The sequence below is a fragment of the Nocardia callitridis genome, from assembly GCF_039543305.1.
In the GTDB taxonomy this organism is placed as follows: domain Bacteria; phylum Actinomycetota; class Actinomycetes; order Mycobacteriales; family Mycobacteriaceae; genus Nocardia; species Nocardia callitridis.
Map to the genome: position 1 here is coordinate 1,186,223 of NZ_BAABJM010000002.1, position 19,352 is coordinate 1,205,574.

Genomic DNA, 19,352 nt, shown 5'->3' on the forward strand with positions numbered 1-19,352 from the left:
CACTCGATGCCACTCGATGCCACTCGATGCCACTCGATGCCACTCGATGCCACTCGATGCCACTCGATGCCACTCGATGCCACTCGATGCCACTCGATGCCACTCGATGCCACTCGATGCCACTCGATGCCACTCGATCACCCGCACGAACCCTGAACTGCCCGCTCCGAATTCCCGCCCGGCTCACCCGGACCACTCCGCTAGGCGCATCGCTCCCGAGCGTCACCCGAGACTCGGGGGTGACATCGGCGAGAGCGCGGGTCGCCTGGCACGGCCGGTTCCTCGCGGCGGCGGTCGGCTCGGCCGCCATGCACCAGGCTGATCAGCGAATGCGCCGACTCGACGAGTTGGTCGCCGCCGCACCGATTGTTCGTCGGCCTTCCTTCGGTACGTCGAAGTGCACGGACGTGCGGCTCGAGACCGAAATGCAGTGGCAACTGACGCATCCGAAGGTCTCGCAGGGGTAGCAGAGCGAAACCTCGCCTGCTCATTTCACCCACTCAGCTGCGGTACTCGATCAGCCCGAATTCACCAAGCCTGGCTGAACTCGCCGCCGACCAAAGGTAGTGGGCAGCGGGTCGGTTCGACTCAGCTCGAGCAGGATCGCCGACCACCACGGTACCTACTACCGTGGCCGAGGTGGCGACGACGAAGGCTGCCGAGCGGGGCCAGCACTACGCCTCGGCCAGTGCCTCTGACATCGCGGCGCGCGGCGCCCGCTGTCCGGTGAACTGTTCCACCTGGCCGTATGCCTGGTTCAACAGCATCCGCATCCCGCCGACCACCGTATGACCGGCACGTTCGACCGCCTCCGCCAGCGGCGTCGGCCACGGGTGGTAAATCGCGTCCAACACGACGGGTGCGGCCGAAACCGCCTCGGCCACCAGCGCGGCCGCCGTCGCGGGGATGGTGCTCACCACCGCGTCCGCGTCGACACACGCTCGGCGCAGCGGCCGCTCGGCGAAGTCGATCACCTGCGTGGCGAGCCCGAGTTCGACGGCGAGATCTCTTGTGCCAGAAGCTCTTGCGGCATCGCGAGCGACTATGGTCACCGATTCGGCGCCCAACTGCCGCAGGGCGAGCAATGCCGGACGAGCGGTGCCACCCGCACCCAGCACCACGGCCGCACCAGCCTCGGTCACCCCGCCCTCGCGCAGCGCGCCGAGCACACCGTCGACGTCGGTACAGTCGGCACGCCACCCGTCCTCGGTGCGGACCAAGGTGTTCGCCGAACCGACGAGTACCGCGCGCTCGCTCCGTTCGGTGGCGTAGGCCAGCGCGGCTTCCTTGCCCGGCATCGTCACCGAAAGGCCCACCCATTCCGGCCCGAGCCCGTCGACGAACGCGGGCAACTGTTCGGCCGTGCACTCGACGCGCTCGTAGGTCCAATCCAGGCCGAGCGCGCGGTAGGCGGCCAGATGCAGCTGCGGTGAGCGCGAATGCGCGATCGGCTTCCCGAGCACCGCCGCCTTACGCACACCGGTCACCCGGCCCACCTGCTTCCTCACGATCGATCCGAACTTCCCGTGCGGCTAACTCAGCGCCCGCTGTCGAGAATCCCGCTCTGCCTTGCCTTCTCGATATTGTTCAAGTGCTCCTGGTAACCGTCGGTGAACAGCGTGGTGCCGTCCTTGTCGACGGTCACGAAGTACAGCCACGGTCCCGGTTCCGGATTCTCGATGGCGCGCAACGCATTCAGTGACGGCGAGGCGATCGGCGTCGCGGGCAGGCCGGGTGAGGCGTAGGTGTTCCACGGGGTGACCGCCTCCCGGTCCACATCGGTGGTCGCCACCTCGGTGCGATCGAGCGCGTAGTTGACCGACGAATCGAACTGCAACGGCTGATCGATATCCAGCCGGTTCATGATCACCCGCGCGACCTTGGACATGTCCTGTGGCAACGCTTCTCGCTCCACCAACGATGCCGCGATCAACGCCTCGTACGGTGAAAGCTTGGTCTGTGCCCCGGTGGGCTGCAAACCGGTCGACTCGTATTGCGCCGCGCTCGTGGACACCAACTGCTTCAGAATACCGAGCGGAGTGCCGCTGGGGTCGAAATCCCATGTGCCCGCGGCGATCAGGCCCTCGAGCTGCCGTGCGTGATCAGGAACCTTACGCACCGCGTCCTGCGCCCAGGTCGGGACACCGAGCGCGTCGAGGTCGGCGCTGGCACCGGCCTGGTCGAGCTCTTCGTAGGTCACGCACTTCTTCGCAGCCGCGTCACCGACACAGCTGGCGTCGGCGATCTTTCGGTAGATGCCTTCCTTGCGCGCGCCGGTCGTCACATCCCGCTGATCGTGCAACTGGCGCCCCTCCGAGATCACCAGATTGCCCACCCGCGACATCGGGGCGATCAACGCGGTGACCGCCTCGGCCGCGGGACTGTTGCTCGGGATGCCGTAATAGCCGGGCTGCACCGAGTTCATGTTCGAGTTCCGCACCGCCGCCTGCACGAACGCCCCCGTGCTTGCGACCACACCGCGCTCGACCATCGTCGAGGCGATCTGCTGCGAGGTGTCCCCCGGTTCCACCTGCACCACGACGATCGGTCCCGCCGGTCCGGCGAAATCCTCCGGCCCGCTGAACGAATCCACCAGCTTCATGGCGCCGTAAACCACGACACCGCCGACCACCAGCACCGCGACGATCGCGAGCAACCATAGGTTCCTGCGGCGACGCTTACGCTCGGCGGCTTTGCGCGCCGCGGTACGCGAGCGTCGACCACGTGTCGACCGCGCGCGCTCGGGTGCCGCGCGCCGGGTCCCGCGCTGGGGACGCTCCGCGCGCTCGGGGGGCGGACGCTGCGCGCGACGGCGCGGCGGCGGGGGCGGGGCGATGACCGGCGCGTCATCGTGCAGATAATCCTCGTCCTGGTACTGCTCGCCCGGATATGCCTGATCGGGATACACCTGGTCCGGGTAGTCGTCGTCCAGGAAGCCGCCATCGATGAAGTCCGGCTCGTCGCCGTAACGCGGGATCACCGTGGTCTCGTCGGCGAATTCACCCCACTCGTCGTCGGGTTGGTGCGCAGCAGGGGCCTGACTGTGACGACCGTGGCGGCCGTCGCTTTCCTGCGCACCCCACGCCGAGTCGTCTCGCCGGTAGCGGCGATCGGCCTCCCGTTGCCGAAAACGCTCCTCGGCCTGTGCCCACCGGTCCGTCATTCCTCGTCCTCGGACGAATCAGGTCGCACCGCTTCCACCGACCTCAACACCGCACTCCGTTCGTCCAACCATCCTTGCAGGATCGACACAGCCGCCGCCTGGTCGATCACCTGCCGCTGGCCACGTGCGCGAACTCCACTGTCCCGCAATGCACGTGCAGCTGTCACCGTAGTCAAACGTTCGTCGGAAAGTCGTACCGGGACCGGCGCGACAATTTCCCGCAACCTCTTGGCAAATGCGTTGGCCAGTGTCGCAGCGGAACCGCTCTCCGCACGCAATGTTCTGGGCAACCCGACGATCACTTCGACCGCCTCGTATTCGCGAACGATATCGGCGATCCGCGCGACATCGGCGGACACCGTGTCGCGTCGCGTGTTCTTCTTCACCGTCGCCACAGTTTCCACGGGAGTGGCCAGGATGCCGTCGGGGTCGCAGGAGGCGACTCCGATCCGCACGCTGCCCACGTCGACGCCGATCCGCCTACCCCGCCCCGGATCGGTCTCGGGGTCGGGTCGATCCACGACGAAACGAGGATCGGGCGACGACGAACGCGGTAGCCGAGGGCTGCCAGGGTCGTCCATCACCCGGCGAGTTCAGCCACCCGGGCACGGACAGCGGCCAAGCCCTGCGGGATGCCAGAAGGCTGCGAACCCGCGCCCTGCGCCATCTCCGGCTTGCCGCCGCCACGTCCCTCGATGCTCGGGCCGAAGCTGGATACCAGCTCACCCGCCCGGAATCCGAGCTCCTGCGCGCCCTTGTTCACCGCGACCACGAACGGCACCTTGCCCTCGACAGTGCCGAGCAGCACCACCACGGCGGGATCGGTACCGAAACGACCCTTGATGTCGGTGGCCAACGTGCGCAGATCACCAGCGGCGACACCCTCGGGGGCGGCGACCGCGACCAACAACACCGAACCGAAACGCTCAGCCTGGTCCACGAAGCTGCTCGCCGAGGAGAGCACCGCCGCCATCTTCGTGCGCTCGAGCTCCTTCTCGGCCACCTTCAGCCGCTCGACCAGCTGCTCGACACGTCCTGGCACTTCCTCCGACGGCACCTTCAGCGACGACGCGACACCCGCGAGCAGCGCGCGCTCCTTGGCCAGGTACCGGTAGGAATCCAGGCCGACGAACGCCTCGACACGGCGCACCCCCGAACCGACCGACGACTCACCGAGCACCGTGATCGGGCCGATCTGCGAGGAATGCCGCACGTGCGTCCCACCGCACAGCTCCATCGAGAACCGTCCGCCGATCTCGACGACACGCACCTCGTCGCCGTAGTTCTCGCCGAACAGCGCCATCGCGCCCATCTGCTTGGCCTTCGGCAGATCGGTGACAAAGGTGTTCACCGGGAAGTCCGCGCCCACCGCGTCGTTGGACACCGCCTCGATATCGGCCCGCTGCTGCTCCGAGAGCTGCCCCTGCCAATTGAAGTCGAATCGCAGATAGCCCGGCTTGTTCAGTGATCCCGCCTGCACCGCGTTCGGACCGAGAACCTGTCGCAACGCGGCATGCACCATGTGGGTGCCGGAATGTCCCTGGGTGGCACCGCTGCGCCACGCCGGATCCGCCTGCGCCAGCACCACATCGCCCTCGGTGATCTGGCCCTGCTCCACCGTCGCCTTGTGGACCCACAGCTGCTTGGCAATCTTCTGCACGTCGTTGACCCGCAATCTCAGCCCCGAGGCGGTGATCGTGCCACGGTCGGCGATCTGACCACCGGACTCGGCGTACAGCGGACTGCGATCGAGGATCACCTCGACGTCATGGCCTTCGGTCGCGACCGGAACCCGCACGCCCTCGGCGATCAACGCCAACACGTTCGCCTCGGAGGTCAGCTCGTCGAAGCCGGTGAACTCGGTGGCGCCGCGATCGAGCAGTTCCTTGTAGATGGTGAGATCGGCGTGCGCGTGCTTACGCGCGTTCGCGTCGTCCTTCGCGCGCTTGCGCTGCTCGGCCATCAGCGAACGGAACCCGTCCTCGTCGACGGCGAGACCGGCCTCGGCGGCCATCTCCAGCGTCAGATCGATCGGGAAGCCGTAGGTGTCGTGCAGCGTGAACGCCTCCGAGCCGGGAATCGTGGTTCCGCCCTCGGCGCGCACCGCATCGGCGGTGTTCTCGAACAGGGTGGAGCCGGTACTCAGCGTCTTGAGGAACGCCGTCTCCTCACCCACCGCGACGGTCTCGATGCGCGCGAAATCCGTGGCCAGCTCGGGATAGGACGGCGCCATCAGCTCGCTGACGTCCTTCATGAACGTGCCCATCACCGGCTGCTCGGCGCCCAGCAACCGCGCCGAACGCACGATGCGACGCAACAGGCGGCGCAGCACGTAGCCGCGCCCGTCGTTGCCGGGATTCACGCCATCGGCGATCAGCATGGCACCGGTGCGCGCGTGGTCGGCGATGACGCGGAACCGGACGTCGTCCTCGGCGGAAACGCCGTAGGTCCGGCCGGTGACCTGCTCGGCACGCTCGATGATCGGGCGCAGCAGGTCGGTCTCGTAGACGTTGTCGACACCCTGCAACAGGAACGCCACCCGCTCGATACCGAGGCCGGTGTCGATGTTCTGGCGTGGCAGCGGGCCGAGGATCTCGAAATCGTCCTTGCTGATCCCCTCTCCGCGCTCGTTCTGCATGAAAACGAGGTTCCAGATCTCGAGGTAGCGGTCCTCGTCGGCCTCGGGACCGCCGTCGACACCGAACTCCGGGCCGCGGTCGTAGTAGATCTCCGAGGAGGGACCGCACGGGCCGGGGATACCCATCGACCAGTAGTTGTCGGCCATGCCGCGCCGTTGCAGACGCTCATCGGGGATACCGGTCTCGCGCCAGATCTGCGCCGCCTCGTCGTCGTCGTAATAGACGGTGGCCCACAGGCGTTCGGGATCGAAACCGTAACCACCGTCCTCGACACTGTCGGTCAGCAAAGACCAGGCGTGCTCGATGGCGCCGCGCTTGAAGTACTGGCCGAAGCTGAAATTGCCCGCCATCTGGAAGAAAGTGTTGTGCCGGGTGGTGATGCCCACGTTCTCGATATCACCGGTGCGCACGCACTTCTGCACGCTGGTGGCCAAGTCCCACGGTGGGGTCTGCTGCCCGAGGAAGAACGGGACGAACTGCACCATGCCCGCGTTGACGAACAGCAGGTTCGGGTCGGCCAGGATCAACGAGGCGCTGGGCACCTCGGTGTGGCCGGCCCGGACGAAATGGTCCAGGAAGCGCCGTCGAATCTCGTGGGTCTGCACAGGTATCCAGCTTACCGGTGGGGTGCACGTCATTTTTCATCGACTCGGCGGTGCATGCGTTGACTCCCCGTCGCGCATGCTCATCGCGGTTCGCTGTCCCGTGTTTCGCACCCGGCAACAGCACACGACCCGCCGTCGACCTCGACCGATACGAGCGGTCAGCCGGTGACAGCACTCAGCCACATTCGGCGAGGCCACCCTTCCCGCCCCGTCAGACCGCCCTCGCGATCGACTCGCTGCCAGCCATGTCCGACTCGTTGCCAGCCAGCTCTGCTGTGCGGCGTCCGACACGTGGAACTGGCATCGGTCGCGGATACGGTAACCGCGGGTCACCAGCATCATCCTGCGCGCGGGCATTGGCTCGCCGAGCGCGGGTTCGAGCAGCAGGCAGCGACAGCGCCCCGTGCACGCCGCGACCTCGAACCAGCACCCCGGCAACGGCAACCCATCAGCACACCCAGACCATCTTCGGGCGGCTCTGCGACCGGGTTTGATCTACCGCGCCGAGCGACTGGTCAACCGGTCGCCGCAACTGCGGACCGCGATATCGAGGTCATATAACGCGGCACACCCAGCACACTCAGCCGCGGATGATGCGCCGCAGTTTCTCGACTCGCGGTCCGACCTCGCGTTCGTGCCCGTGATCGGTCGGCGCGTAGTAATCGACGCCGACCAGCTCGTCCGGGGGATATTGCTGGGCGAGCACGCCGTCGGGATTGTCGTGCGGGTAGCGGTAGCCCTTCGCGTTGCCCAGTTTCGCCGCGCCCGCGTAGTGCCCGTCACGCAGATGCGGCGGCACCGCCCCGGCCTTGCCAGCGGCCACGTCGGCCATCGCCGCACCGATGGCCGCCACCACCGCACCCGACTTCGGCGCGGTCGCCAGATGAATCGTCGCCTGCGCCAGCGCGAGTCGACCTTCCGGCAAGCCGACCATGGCTACGACCTGCGCGGCGGAGGAAGCCACCTGGAGTGCGGTGGGATCGGCCATGCCGACGTCCTCGCTCGCGTGAATCATCAAGCGGCGGGCGATGAAGCGCGGGTCCTCCCCCGCGCTCAGCATCCTCGCCAGATAGTGCAGCGCGGCGTCGACATCCGAGCCGCGAATCGATTTGATGAACGCGCTGATCACGTCGTAGTGCTGGTCGCCGCCTCGGTCGTAGCGCACCGCCGCCTTGTCGACGCTGGCCTCGACGAGCTCGAGGTCGACGGTGCCGTCGAGCGAGGATTCGGCGGAGGCCTCCAGCGCGGTGAGCGCACGTCTGGCATCACCACCCGCCACCCGGACGATGTGCTCGGTGGCCTCGGGAGTGATCGTGTACTCGTCGGCAAGTCCGCGTGGATCGGCGGCGGCGCGGGTGAGTACCGCGCGGATGTCGGCGTCGGTGAGCGAGTGCAGTTGCAAGACCAGCGAGCGCGACAACAGCGGCGACACCACCGAGAACGACGGATTCTCCGTGGTCGCGCCGACCAGTAGGACGATCCGGTTCTCCACCGCGGCGAGTAGGGCGTCCTGCTGGGTCTTGGAGAAGCGATGCACCTCGTCGATGAACAGCACGGTCTGTTCGCCCGCCGTCAGCCTGCGCCGGGCCAGGTCGATGACCGCACGCACCTCCTTGACCCCCGCCGACAACGCCGACAACGCCTCGAACCTGCGTCCGGTCGCCTGCGAGATGAGCGCGGCGAGCGTGGTCTTTCCCGTCCCCGGTGGACCATAGAGCAGCACGGACGCCGCGCCCGACCCTTCGATCAGCCTGCGCAGCGGCGACCCGGGCCCGAGCAGATGGCCTTGGCCGACCACCTCGTCCAGTCCTGCGGGCCGCATTCTGACCGCGAGCGGCGCGCCGGTATCCCGGCGTACCACCGCATCGATCGAGTGGCCCGCGTCAGCGGTGTCGCCGGGCACGTCGAACAGACCATCGCTCACGGCAAGCAGGTTACCGAGCGGCACCGACAGCACGGCGAGGCCATAGCGGCACCGCCGCGCACGTCCGTAGTTCGACCGCGCGGCCTATCCCCCGCCGCCGCAACCACCCCCACCACCACAGCCACCGCCGCCACCACTACAGCCACTCCCACCGCCACCGCACCCGTTGCCCGAGTTCCCGCCTCCGCTACCAGCACCGAAGGCCGCTACCCCGGCCGCACCGAGGCCGTACTGCCCCGCACGGCGATGCTTGCCACGCCTGCCGATCTGCTTACCCAGATCGACTCCGGCCTGGCCTGGAGACCCCGGCGGCCGATGGCGTCGACGCATTCCGCGCAGCACCAGCATCAGCACCACTCCGTCGACCACCAAGAATGCGCACACGGCAAAAACCACGATCAGCACAGTGTTCACACCAGTTCCCCGCTCCCGGCGCAGTAGCGGTCGAATACCGCCTCTGAGCTGCGCCTCCACGAGAAGAATACCAACGGGCACCGACAAGTTTCGGGCTCAAATCTCCTGCACAGCGACTCTGCGGAACTGGCACCTCGAGAGAGGTCGGCCCGACCATATCCGCATCGTCACCGACCACATCATCGCCGAGTTCGACCTAGTCGCCCCAGCGCTCTTCCAACCGCGCCGACACATCCTCGGCGAAGTCGCCGACGGCATCGTCGCCGAAGCACCGTGCGTCCTCGGCCAGCGCCGCCCAACGATTGATCAGCGCCTCCGAACGTGGCACCGACAATCCGTGCTCGCGGGCGGCGGCGATGCGGCCGTGGTCGGCGGGCAGGAACCAGTAGGTCGACAACCACACCCAGATCAGGCGCGCCTCGAGGATGCGTTCGGCGAGAAGTTCGTCGTCGGCCAGCGCGGGCCAGACTCCCACCACTTCGGCACGCCAGGCTTCCACCATCAGTGCCGCGCGTTCCCTGGACAATTCGATATCGCACAGGCAACCGGGGAACGAGACGAGCGCGTAGGCGATGTCGAGGGTCGCGTCCCGGAATCCACCCCACTCGTAGTCGAGGAAGCGCGCGCCTTCCTCATTGAGGATCACATTGTCCGGGCACAGGTCCGACGGGCTGAACGCGCGGAAACGCCCCGCGGAGAACAGGCGGTTGCCTCGGACAATACGTTCGGCGATCTCGCCGGGCACGTCGATACCGAGTTCGTGATCGAGCAGGCCGGGCACCTCGGCGATCGCCGATTCGGCCTGTTGGGCGATGCCGTCGACCCGATGCGCGACGTCCACCCTGCGCAGCAAGGCGACGAAATCGGCCTCGCGACCCACGGTCGCGGCGTGCATCCGCCCGAGCGCTTGCGCGAACGCCATCAGGCCATTGCCGACGGCGGGTTCGATCCTGGCCTGGAGCACGGAGGTGAGTCTGCTGTTGTCACCGAGGTCGCTGAGGATCAGCAGCCGCTCGGGAAGACTGTGTGCGATCAGGTAGGCGCCGGGACGGTGCTCCCGACTGAGCGCCGTGCTGAACTGGTAGGACACCGCCTCGCGGAGGAATGCGGAATCGATGCTGACGACACCCGGCGCCAAGCCGCCGATTCTGGGGTCGCGAGCAGAACCTCGGACCTGCTTGATAATGAGGGTTCGCGGTAGCGAGAAGGCGTTCTCCGCTACCCGTACACGCAGGACGGTGGTCCTGCCACTTCCACTGAGTTCCATCGGATCGCTCAGCTTTACCGGAGCACCCATTCGCTTTGTGAGCAACTGCTGCGCTGCGGACACGACTTCGGCGGCGCGTTCGGCCAATAGTGCGGTCATCGCCCTTCAAGCTACTCGCATCCGGTCACTTCTAGCGAGCGGTTCGACAACCTTTCCGTGTCGCCCGGCGTGTCCACCGCACGCCTGGTGCACGCGGGGCCGCCCGCTTGACACCATTGCAGCCGTCAGGTTCTCTCATCGTCAACTGCTCTGCGCCACACCGCAAACCAGTTGAGTGGAAAGGTCCACCGCATGACCGACACACCGCCGCACGCCCCGAAGGACTCCGGCGGCACGGCCCCCGATCCCGCCGACGAGCACACCCGTGCCGAGCCGGAGCGCCGCGGCAGCGCCAGCGCACCCGAGCCCCCCGGGCCAGGTACGGGGTACCCGCACCTGGAAGGGAGCGGCACCGTGCAGTACGGCGTCGAGCAGCCGGAGACCGCTTCCGCGCACCAGGCGCCACCGAGCCACGCGCAGCCGAGTACGGCGCCCCCTGCTGCCGAACAACCCGGTACCGAACACCACGGTGGCGCGCAAACACCTTCCGGCACCGGACAATACGACCAAGGGCCCGACACCGGCTACCCCCGAGCCGAGCCGACCTACGGCCCACCAGGAACGGGCCCGCAGGCAGCGGCTCAGCAACCCGCAGCACCGACGGCAACCCCGGTCGCACCCGCCAGGGGCCAGCAGTATCAGACCCCGCAGTACGCCGACTATCAGCAGTACAACCCGTATCCGGAATACCCCGAGCAATCCGGATATCAGCAAGGACAACAGGAATACCACCAGGCTCAGACCATGCCGATCGGCGACCAGCCGACCTACGGCTACCAGCGCGCCAAAGGCAGATCCGGCAATCTCGATGTCGGCCAGGCACTGAGTTACGGCTGGGACACCTTCCGCACCAACGCGGGCGCATGGCTCGGCGTCACCGCGATCGGGTTCGTCATCTACCTGGCGTTCGTCATCGTCGTCCAACTCACCGAACCGACCTCGATGCTGCCGGTGCTACTGCTCTTCCTCGCGGTCTCGGTGTGTTTCTGGTTACTGCAAGCCGCCATGCTTCGCGGCGCGCTGTACGAATCCGACGGCAACCGACCACCTTTCGGCTCGTTCTTCCGAAACCTCAACGCGGGCAATGTCCTACTCACCGCGGTGCTGGTTCTGGTGCTCGCGAGCATCGGCGCCCTGTTCTGCGTCATCCCCGGCATCGCCGTCGGCGTCCTGTGCATGTTCTCGCTGAATTTCGTGCTCGATCAGGACATGGGGCCGTTCCAGGCGATCAAGTCCAGCGTGCTGCTCGTCGTCGCCAACCCCGTTCAGGTATCGCTGCTGGCGCTGGCGGTCCTGCTCATGACCGTCGCGACGGTATTCACCTGCGGTATCGGCCTGCTGGTGGTGGGCCCACTGTCCGCGCTCGCGGTGACCTTCTCCTATCGCACACTCAACGGTGGCCGAATCACGGCCTACTGACCCGTTCACACACGTCCTGTTCGCGTCGCTGGCGCGTTATCGGTTGCGGGACAACCGACTTCGCAGCCAGCGCGCGAACCGGCCGATCGGCCCGCGCTCGCTACCCGCGCCGGGACGAAACACCAACACCAGCGTCGCCGCGATCACGATGCCCGCGAGATTCACGGCCAACTGACCGGCGGACAGGAACGCGATATGCCACTGCCCCAACGTCGCCGCGATCACGGCGAAACCCGCGGCGGGGACGGTGGTCACCGAGATGAACACGCCAACCAGTGCCGCGGATTTCTCCGAGACCAGCGACAACATGCCCGCCGCACCGGCGAGCAACGCGACGACCAGGGAAAATGGGCCGACCTTGTAGATGAAGTCGACATTGCGCACGCTCTCCACCCCCGCCAGCGTGATCCACCCGAGCTTTTCCCACACCAGGGTCGCCAGCAACGTCACCACCATGGCCACCGGAAAGCCCACCAGCAGCGCGATCGCCGACCGCCGCGCGAGTCGAGAGTCCCTGCGCACCAACCCGACCGCGAACGCGGCCAACGGGCCGAACTCCGGCCCCACCACCATCGCGCCGACAATGGTCACCGGCGAATCCGTCGCCACACCCACCGCCGCGAGCAGGCAGGCGATCGTCAGGAACGCCAGGAAGGTGACGTTGAGGGTCGACTCCTCATGCGTTTGCGTGAGGAGTTCTTCCCACACCACCGCATCCGACGGATCGCCCGGCGACTCCTTGGCCGCAGTCTTGCTCGCCTCCGACAACACCGTCTCCACCGGTGTCAAGGTGATCGCGCCGTCGCGGCAAATCCCCAGTGCCGTGAGGTGTTCCAACACGTCGTTGGCGCCCTCGCGGGCGATATCGGCCTGGATGAGGTCGCCCGAGGGAGCAACGGCGATTCCCCGCGCCAAGGTCACATGGGTGATGCCGGGGTCCTCGGCGAGGACCGCCATCGCCTGGTCGGTCGTCTCCGCCGGGCTGATCACACGAAGATGAAGCACGGCGCTCCCCTGTAGTCTCGGCGCGGTAGGTGGTCTCGCGGGTGCGCACACCCGCGAGACCGTCCAGCCCGCGAGGGATCGAGCAGGTTACTTCTCCGGCGGTGCCGCGGCGACCTTCGCGTCCGCACCCTTCGGCGTCGGCTTGGCGTCGATGCCGGATTCCCGCCGCTGCTGCGGCGTGATCGGCGCGGGCGCGTCGGTCAACGGGTCGACACCGCCGCCGGTCTTCGGGAACGCGATGACCTCACGAATGGAATCGAGTCCGGCGAGCAACGCGACGATCCGGTCCCAGCCGAAGGCGATGCCGCCGTGCGGCGGTGCGCCGAAGGCAAAGGCGTCCAAGAGGAATCCGAACTTCTCCTCGGCTTCGGCCGGACTGATGCCCATCACCTGGAACACCCGCTCCTGCACGTCACGTCGGTGGATGCGGATGCTGCCGCCGCCGATCTCGTTGCCGTTGCACACGATGTCGTAGGCGTAGGCCAGTGCGGAACCGGGGTCGGTGTCGAAGGTGTCGACCGATTCCGGCTTCGGCGAGGTGAACGCGTGGTGCACCGCCGTCCACGCCGAATGTCCCAGCGCCACATCGCCGCTCGCGGTCGCCTCGGCGGCGGGCTCGAACAGCGGAGCGTCCACGATCCAGACGAACGCCCAGGCGTTCTCGTCGATCAGACCGACCTTGCGGGCGATCTCACCACGCGCCGCGCCCAGCAGCGCACGCTGGGCCTTCGGCTCACCCGCCGCGAAGAACACGCAGTCGCCCGGCTCGGCGCCGACGTGCTTGGCCAGCCCCTCGCGCTCGGCCTCACTCAGGTTCTTGGCCACCGGGCCCGCCAGCGTGCCGTCCTCGCCGACCAGGATGTAGGCCAAACCCTTGGCGCCGCGCTGCTTGGCCCATTCCTGCCACGCGTCGAGCTGACGCCGCGGCTGACTCGCACCACCCGGCATCACCACGGCGCCGACGTACGGCGCCTGGAATACCCGGAACGGGGTGTCGACGAAGTAGTCGGCGCATTCGGTGATCTCGACACCGAAACGCAGGTCCGGCTTGTCGGAGCCGAAACGACGCATCGCCTCCGCGTAGGTCATGTGCTGGATCGGGGTGGGGATCTCGTGGCCGATCAGCTTCCACAGTGCCGACAGGATCTCCTCGGCCAGCACAATGACGTCTTCCTGACGCACGAAGCTCATCTCGACATCGAGCTGCGTGAACTCCGGCTGCCGGTCGGCGCGGAAGTCCTCGTCGCGATAGCAACGCGCGATCTGGTAGTACCGTTCGATGCCTCCGACCATCAGCAGCTGCTTGAACAGCTGCGGGCTCTGCGGAAGCGCGTAGAAGCTGCCCGGCTGCAACCGTGCCGGCACCAGGAAGTCGCGGGCACCTTCGGGGGTCGACCGGGTCATCGTCGGGGTTTCCACCTCGACGAATTCGTGTCCGGCCAGCACCGAGCGCGCCGCGGCATTCGCCTTGGACCGCAGGCGGATCGCGTGTGCTGGGCCCTCGCGGCGCAGGTCGAGGTAGCGGTGCTTGAGTCGCACCTCTTCGCCGGGCTGCTCGTCGAGCTGGAACGGCAGCGGCGCGCTCTCGTTGAGCACCTCCAGCTCGGTGACGTTGACCTCGATACTTCCGGTCGGCAGTTCCGCGTTCTCGTTGCCCTCCGGTCGCAGTTCAACGATGCCGGTGATCCGCACGCAGAACTCCGCGCGCAGTCGGTGCGACTGCTGCGCGGGTTCACCTTCGCGGAAAACCGCCTGCGCGACACCCGACGCGTCGCGCAGATCGATGAAGATCACGCCACCGTGGTCGCGCCGCCTGGCCACCCATCCGGTGAGGGTGACGGTCTGACCGGCATGCTCGCTTCGCAGCGAACCAGCCAAGTGGGTGCGCAGCACGGGGTTCCTTTCGACGGCTCGGGCACCTGTGTCGTGCGACCGGGTGCGGTCTCATCGTAGTGAGACGAATGCGCCGGGCGGAAACCGATATCGCCGTGCCCGTGCCAAGCTATATCGGCACCGCATAACCCAGATGTAGCCACGACGAGAAAGTGACGACGATGACCTTCAACGAGGGCATGCAAATCGACCCGAATCGGGCCTCCTCGGGGGGCGGCCCGGGAAGGGGCGGCAAGCTCGCCCTCGGTGGCGGCGCCGGCGGTCTCATCGTGCTGGTATTGACCTTGTTGCTCGGGGGAGATCCCGGTTCGGTCCTCGGTCAATTCACCGGGGCGGGCAGCGATCAACAGACTACGGCGGGCACCGAGGGCACACCGGAACACTGCAAGACCGGCGCGGACGCCAACCGCTACATCGACTGCCGCGTGGTGTTGACCGCGCAGAGCCTGGACACCGTGTGGGGCGCTCAGCTCCCCGAGCAGACCGGCACCCGGTATGTGGCGCCCGCGCTGCGCCTGTTCTCCGGCGCCGTCTCCACCGGGTGCGGCAACGCCACCAGCGAGGTCGGCCCGTTCTACTGCCCCGCCGATCAGACCGCCTACTTCGACACCAGCTTCTTCCAGGAGCTCACCGCCCGTTTCGGTGCCAGCGGCGGACCACTGGCCGAGGAGTATGTGGTGGCACACGAGGTGGGCCACCACATCCAAACCCAACTGGGCGACATCAACCGCGCGCAGAACGACCCGAAGGGTGCCGAGTCCGGCGCGGTGCGCACCGAGCTGCAGGCCGACTGCTACGCCGGTGTCTGGGCGCATTTCGCCGACAAGTCCCCCGCACCGGGCAGCAGCCAACCGTTCCTGAAGCCCTTGTCGGACACCGACATCAAAGACGCCCTCTCCGCCGCCTCCGCGGTCGGCGACGACCGTATCCAACGAGCCGCCCAGGGCAGGGTCAACCCGGAAGCGTGGACCCACGGCTCCTCGGACCAACGCCAGAAGTGGTTCCTCGCGGGATACAAGTCCGGCCAGGTGAACGCCTGTGACACCTACTCGGCGCGCAGCCTGGACAACCCCGCCGGAGCACGCTGACCGCGGGCCTGCCGTCTGCCGAAGGGTCGGTGATCATCCACGTGGAGCGGGAACCCACAGGTCCCTGAGCGCCGGACGCGGCGACGCGGGCCTCGCCTAGGGGCGTGGCCACGTGCCGAAAATTCAGCAGAGCCCGACTGCGCCAAGTGTTATCTACACACCACAGCACGGCCTGTTGCGGCCGCTGAACTCGGCGCGGCCGATGGAACTAGGTAGATACACCGGAGGCGGCAGAAAAGCAGCCGCACTTCGCCTTTCGGCACTCAACGCGAAGGGTCTTTCGCAGAGTGGCAGCCTACCTACCGGACGTACCAGGACGCAGTTTCTCGAGTCGCCGCTCTCCGACATGGCAATGCCGGAGAGCGGCGCTACTCGAAGTTCTTGCCACCGACTAGAACTGGTCGTTCTCGTAGTCCGAGCCCACCATTTCGTCGGAGTGCGTCGCACCGATGACGTCCGGGGTCGATTCGCCGAGTGGGCCGGTGAGGTCGTCGTTGCCGGTGCGGCTCTGGTAGGGCTGCACGGTACGCCCGTGCTCGTCGTCACCACCGCCACGGCCGGGACCCGGGCCGGGGCCCATGAAGCTGCTACCTCCCGGCGCGGTGCTTCCCGCGCCGGGACCGAACGGCATGCCCGCCATTCCTGGCACGCCTGGCATCCCTGGAATCGATGGCAATCCGCTACCTGGCAAGCCGGGGATCTTCGGCATCGAGGACAGGCCGGGTCCAGGGCCGGGGCCGGGCGCACCGGTGGACAGGCCGGGAATATGCGGGGAGCCGGCCGAGGCCGTGGTGGTGGACAGGCCGGGCGACGAGGAATCCAGCCCGGAGGAGGACAGGTTGCTCCCCGCCTCGGACGCCATACCCTGGGCCTGGTCGAGCACCGGCTGACCGATGTTCTCGGCGGCCGACTGCGCCGCCTGCTGCGCTTCCGGCCCCATCAACTGCGAGACCGCGCCGTTGAGTTCAGCGGTCTTTCCCGCGAGATCGCCCCTGGTCGAATTGACGACGCTGACAGCGTGTCCGAGGTGATCGGTCGCCAACCCCATCAGGTACGCCTGCGCGGGCGGGGTGAGGATCACCGGAGCGACCGTCGAGGCCTGGGTCGCGAACGAGGCGGCGATGCTGAGCAGCTGCGAATTGCCCTGTTGCACCACCGAAGCGGCGCGCTGGGTGATCTCGGAGATATCGATGCCGCGCTGGCTGGTCTCCTGCCCTTCGGTGGTCGCCTGCTGGCTCGCGGTCTGCGCACTGTTGGCCGCCTTGCCTTGCCAGACCTGTTCCACCGTGCTCATCGCACCTTTGCCCACCTGCATGGCGGAATCGATGAGCTTCGAGGACTGATTCAAGATCTGGGTCGGGTCGAGGGCGCCCATCACGCCGGTGCCGAAGCTGTTGAGCAGATCGAGGATCGGCTTCATCAGCACGTCGACGCCCGGCAGCCCGGCCACGGCGAGGCCCTGGGTCAGAGCGGCGGCGGGGTCGGCGGGCATCGCGGCGATATCCGGTGCCGCGGCCGAGGCCGGTGCCGCGCCGGAGGAACTGGCGCCGCCGAGCGCGTTGTTCAGCGCGCCCCGCGCGGAACCGAGTGCGCCGTTGGCGAATTCCGTGAGCGGCGCGGCGGCCTGCTGAATACTCGCTCCGGTGTCACCGAGCAACGCGGACACATCCGACGGCAGGCCGGATGGATCGCCACCGTCGAGCCCACCGGGACCCGGCATGCCGCCGGGCACCCCTGCGCCGTTCTGCGTGTCCTCGGAGACCTTGCGCGACAACCAGAATTCCGGCGGCTCGACCGGCGGCAGGTCTTCGGGCAGTTGTGGCAGCGAGACGTCGACGAACGCCTGGTTGGCGGCGTCCTGCATGCCGTCGGCCGCGGCCTGCTCACCGACGGACTGGCTGGCGGAGTGGTCGACGGCGTGCAGCGCCGACTGACTCTCGGGCGCGATCACCCCGGTATCGACGCCGGTATCGAGTGACCTCATACCGCGCCGCCGATCTCCCCGGCGATCGCGCCGAGCGCACCGGCGTTGTCCCAGTCGACACCGTCGAAGGCAGCGGCCGAGCTGAACGCCGATTCCGAGAGCTTGTTGTATTTGCCAGCGAGGTCGTTGATGTCCTTGGCCTGCAACACCTGTGCGGCCGCGAACATCGCCAGATAGTCGGCGCCGATCAGGCCGAATACCGGCACGAGCGCGGAAACATTGCGCACCGCATCGAAATTCGCCGCCCCCGCGATATCGCCGGCGATCCCCTGGTTCGTCGCGGCGAACGCGCGAACAGCTTCGGTCTCTACCGAGAGATCACTCATCGAGTTGCCCCCCAAATCGTTGTGAACATCGTGTCGTGAACATCATCGCCCGTTGACGTGTCGGGAACATCGGCGGTCATGGCCGTGTGCTCCCTGCTGAACGGCATGCGCGCCGAACCGGCATGGCCGCCACGGTTGGGCCCAATATAGCCGACGTCACCGACAACTTTCGAGTGGAGCGACCGACCGAATCCCGAACCAGCCACCCGAGGCGGGCCCGCACGAAAGAACCCGAAGGGCCGGTTCGGGTTACAAATTAGAACCTGTTCTATATTCTCGAAGCATGAAGGTCGCAGTCACCGGCGCAGCCGGGTACCTAGGCACCAACCTGCTCCGCCTGCTCACCGAGCGCGGCGACGAGGTCGTCGCCATCGATCGAGCGATACCCGACACCCCGGCACACCCCAACGTCACCTGGGTCACCGGGGATGTCCTCGACCCGGAATCGATGCGTGCCACCCTGACGGGCGCCGAAGTCGTCTACCACCTGGTCGCGGTGATCACCCTGGCCGACAAGCACGACCTGGCCTGGCGGGTGAATACCGAGGGCGTACGCGTCGTCGCCGAGGCCGCCCTGGCCGTGGGTGCCCGCCGCATGGTGCACGCCAGCTCGATCCACGCATTCGATCAATACGGCTGCGGCGGACACATCGATGAAACGGCCAGCCGTTCGACAGATCCCACGCTTCCGGTCTACGACCGCTCCAAGTGGAACGGCGAAATCGCGCTGCGCTCGGTGATCGATCGCGGCCTCGACGCGGTGCTGTGCAACCCGACCGGCGTCTTCGGCCCCCTCGATTACAGCAAGCCGCTGTCCAGGATCAATCGCAGCCTCAAAGACGCCGCGCGCGGCCGCATTCCCGCGATGGTCGGCGGCGGATTCGACCTGGTCGACGTGCGCGACGTGGCCAAGGGCCTGGTCCTCGCCGGCGAACACGGCCGCACCGGCGAGAACTACCTGCTCGGCGGGTCGATGGTCTCGATGTTCGACCTCTGCCGCCTCGCCGCGCGCCACGGCGGCTCGAAGGGCCCTCGCTTCACCATCTCCCCCAAGCTCATCTCCGGCTTGATTCCGGTACTCGCGCCGATCGGCAAGCTGCTCGGCTCCGATGTCGTCTCGAAGGCCGCGCTCGGCGCGCTCGTCTCCGCTCCCGTCGTCGACCACGGCAAGGCCGAACGCGAACTCGGTTACCAGCCGCGCCCGTTGGACGAGACGGTCCGCGACCTCGTCGCCTTCTTCGCCGACCCGGAGGACGCGACTCACTCGGCCCCCGCCTCGGTCGGGTAACCCCACCCGCCCGAGCCCGATCAGCACACCCCGGATATCGCCGCGTCGACACCGCACCGTCGACGCGGCGACTCACGTCCAGGGGAGAGCCAACCCGCCCCGGTCATCGCGCAAGCGAACGGCACTGAGCCGCCTAATGATTCACGGCCAGCCAACAGACCCGGCAGCTGTGCGATGTTCATTTCACCGACATCTGTCGGCACACCACGAGTCACCTTTCCCGAACATATTGTCGCGA

15 protein-coding genes are annotated in these 19,352 nt (G+C 67.3%); 4 read left to right on the plus strand and 11 right to left on the minus strand.

What is annotated here, in order from left to right; translation table 11 throughout:
- Nucleotides 1–239: 239 nt before the first annotated feature.
- A complete protein-coding gene (locus ABEA50_RS14165; RefSeq protein ID WP_345495797.1) occupies nucleotides 240–467 on the plus strand; it encodes a hypothetical protein in 228 nt (75 codons plus the stop codon).
- Nucleotides 468–674: 207 nt separating this feature from the next.
- Here the strand turns inward: ABEA50_RS14165 and ABEA50_RS14170 are convergent, their stop codons facing one another.
- The 7 genes from ABEA50_RS14170 to ABEA50_RS14200 form a co-directional block, all read right to left on the minus strand.
- On the minus strand, nucleotides 675–1,508 hold the full coding sequence (locus ABEA50_RS14170) for a shikimate dehydrogenase (RefSeq protein ID WP_345495798.1): 834 nt from the start codon (nucleotides 1,506–1,508) through the stop codon (nucleotides 675–677).
- A 29-nt stretch (nucleotides 1,509–1,537) separates the two neighbouring features.
- The gene (mltG, locus tag ABEA50_RS14175) at nucleotides 1,538–3,163 is read right to left on the minus strand and encodes an endolytic transglycosylase MltG (RefSeq protein ID WP_345495799.1); all 1,626 of its coding nucleotides are present in this window, start codon (nucleotides 3,161–3,163) and stop codon (nucleotides 1,538–1,540) included.
- Nucleotides 3,160–3,684, minus strand: coding sequence for a Holliday junction resolvase RuvX (gene ruvX / locus ABEA50_RS14180; protein ID WP_345495800.1), 525 nt, complete (start codon nucleotides 3,682–3,684; stop codon nucleotides 3,160–3,162). The genes mltG and ruvX overlap by 4 nt, the downstream gene beginning before the upstream one ends.
- A 59-nt stretch (nucleotides 3,685–3,743) precedes the next feature.
- On the minus strand, nucleotides 3,744–6,407 hold the full coding sequence (gene alaS, locus ABEA50_RS14185) for an alanine--tRNA ligase (RefSeq protein WP_345495801.1): 2,664 nt from the start codon (nucleotides 6,405–6,407) through the stop codon (nucleotides 3,744–3,746).
- Nucleotides 6,408–6,987: 580 nt separating this feature from the next.
- On the minus strand, nucleotides 6,988–8,331 hold the full coding sequence (locus tag ABEA50_RS14190) for a replication-associated recombination protein A (RefSeq protein WP_425577610.1): 1,344 nt from the start codon (nucleotides 8,329–8,331) through the stop codon (nucleotides 6,988–6,990).
- Nucleotides 8,332–8,415: 84 nt separating this feature from the next.
- Nucleotides 8,416–8,745: a hypothetical protein gene (locus tag ABEA50_RS14195; protein WP_345495802.1), complete on the minus strand. Its 330-nt coding sequence runs from the start codon at nucleotides 8,743–8,745 to the stop codon at nucleotides 8,416–8,418.
- A 196-nt stretch (nucleotides 8,746–8,941) separates the two neighbouring features.
- On the minus strand, nucleotides 8,942–10,111 hold the full coding sequence (locus ABEA50_RS14200) for a phosphotransferase family protein (RefSeq protein ID WP_345495803.1): 1,170 nt from the start codon (nucleotides 10,109–10,111) through the stop codon (nucleotides 8,942–8,944).
- Nucleotides 10,112–10,303: 192 nt separating this feature from the next.
- On the opposite strand from ABEA50_RS14200, the gene ABEA50_RS14205 reads away from it, so the two are divergent.
- On the plus strand, nucleotides 10,304–11,530 hold the full coding sequence (locus ABEA50_RS14205) for a DUF2189 domain-containing protein (protein ID WP_345495804.1): 1,227 nt from the start codon (nucleotides 10,304–10,306) through the stop codon (nucleotides 11,528–11,530).
- A 36-nt stretch (nucleotides 11,531–11,566) separates the two neighbouring features.
- Here ABEA50_RS14205 and ABEA50_RS14210 read toward each other — a convergent pair whose 3' ends face one another.
- Nucleotides 11,567–12,535, minus strand: a complete 969-nt coding sequence (locus ABEA50_RS14210) for a DUF389 domain-containing protein (protein WP_345495805.1) — start codon at nucleotides 12,533–12,535, stop codon at nucleotides 11,567–11,569.
- 87 nt (nucleotides 12,536–12,622) lie between these two features.
- Nucleotides 12,623–14,428, minus strand: coding sequence for an aspartate--tRNA ligase (aspS, locus tag ABEA50_RS14215; RefSeq protein WP_345495806.1), 1,806 nt, complete (start codon nucleotides 14,426–14,428; stop codon nucleotides 12,623–12,625).
- A 161-nt stretch (nucleotides 14,429–14,589) separates the two neighbouring features.
- Between aspS and ypfJ the strand changes: the two genes are divergently transcribed.
- Nucleotides 14,590–15,516 carry a KPN_02809 family neutral zinc metallopeptidase gene (gene ypfJ, locus ABEA50_RS14220; RefSeq protein ID WP_345495807.1) on the plus strand — a complete coding sequence of 309 codons (927 nt, stop codon included), beginning with the start codon at nucleotides 14,590–14,592 and terminating at the stop codon, nucleotides 15,514–15,516.
- Between the two features lie 391 nt (nucleotides 15,517–15,907).
- Here the strand turns inward: ypfJ and ABEA50_RS14225 are convergent, their stop codons facing one another.
- A complete protein-coding gene (locus tag ABEA50_RS14225) occupies nucleotides 15,908–17,500 on the minus strand; it encodes a hypothetical protein (protein WP_345495808.1) in 1,593 nt (530 codons plus the stop codon).
- The gene (locus ABEA50_RS14230) at nucleotides 17,497–17,826 is read right to left on the minus strand and encodes a type VII secretion target (protein ID WP_345495809.1); all 330 of its coding nucleotides are present in this window, start codon (nucleotides 17,824–17,826) and stop codon (nucleotides 17,497–17,499) included. The genes ABEA50_RS14225 and ABEA50_RS14230 overlap by 4 nt, the downstream gene beginning before the upstream one ends.
- A 283-nt stretch (nucleotides 17,827–18,109) precedes the next feature.
- Between ABEA50_RS14230 and ABEA50_RS14235 the strand changes: the two genes are divergently transcribed.
- Nucleotides 18,110–19,114 (plus strand): NAD-dependent epimerase/dehydratase family protein, encoded by a 1,005-nt coding sequence (locus ABEA50_RS14235; RefSeq protein WP_345495810.1) that lies wholly within the window; start codon nucleotides 18,110–18,112, stop codon nucleotides 19,112–19,114.
- The last annotated feature ends 238 nt before the right edge of the window (nucleotides 19,115–19,352 follow it).

Coding starts and splice junctions, on each gene's coding strand:
- mltG (WP_345495799.1), bottom strand. CDS start 3,163: ATGACGGACCGGTGGGCACAGGCCGAGGAGCGTTTTCGGCAACGGGAG.
- ABEA50_RS14200 (WP_345495803.1), bottom strand. CDS start 10,111: ATGACCGCACTATTGGCCGAACGCGCCGCCGAAGTCGTGTCCGCAGCG.
- ABEA50_RS14205 (WP_345495804.1), top strand. CDS start 10,304: ATGACCGACACACCGCCGCACGCCCCGAAGGACTCCGGCGGCACGGCC.
- ypfJ (WP_345495807.1), top strand. CDS start 14,590: ATGACCTTCAACGAGGGCATGCAAATCGACCCGAATCGGGCCTCCTCG.
- ABEA50_RS14225 (WP_345495808.1), bottom strand. CDS start 17,500: ATGAGGTCACTCGATACCGGCGTCGATACCGGGGTGATCGCGCCCGAG.
- ABEA50_RS14230 (WP_345495809.1), bottom strand. CDS start 17,826: ATGAGTGATCTCTCGGTAGAGACCGAAGCTGTTCGCGCGTTCGCCGCG.
- ABEA50_RS14235 (WP_345495810.1), top strand. CDS start 18,110: ATGAAGGTCGCAGTCACCGGCGCAGCCGGGTACCTAGGCACCAACCTG.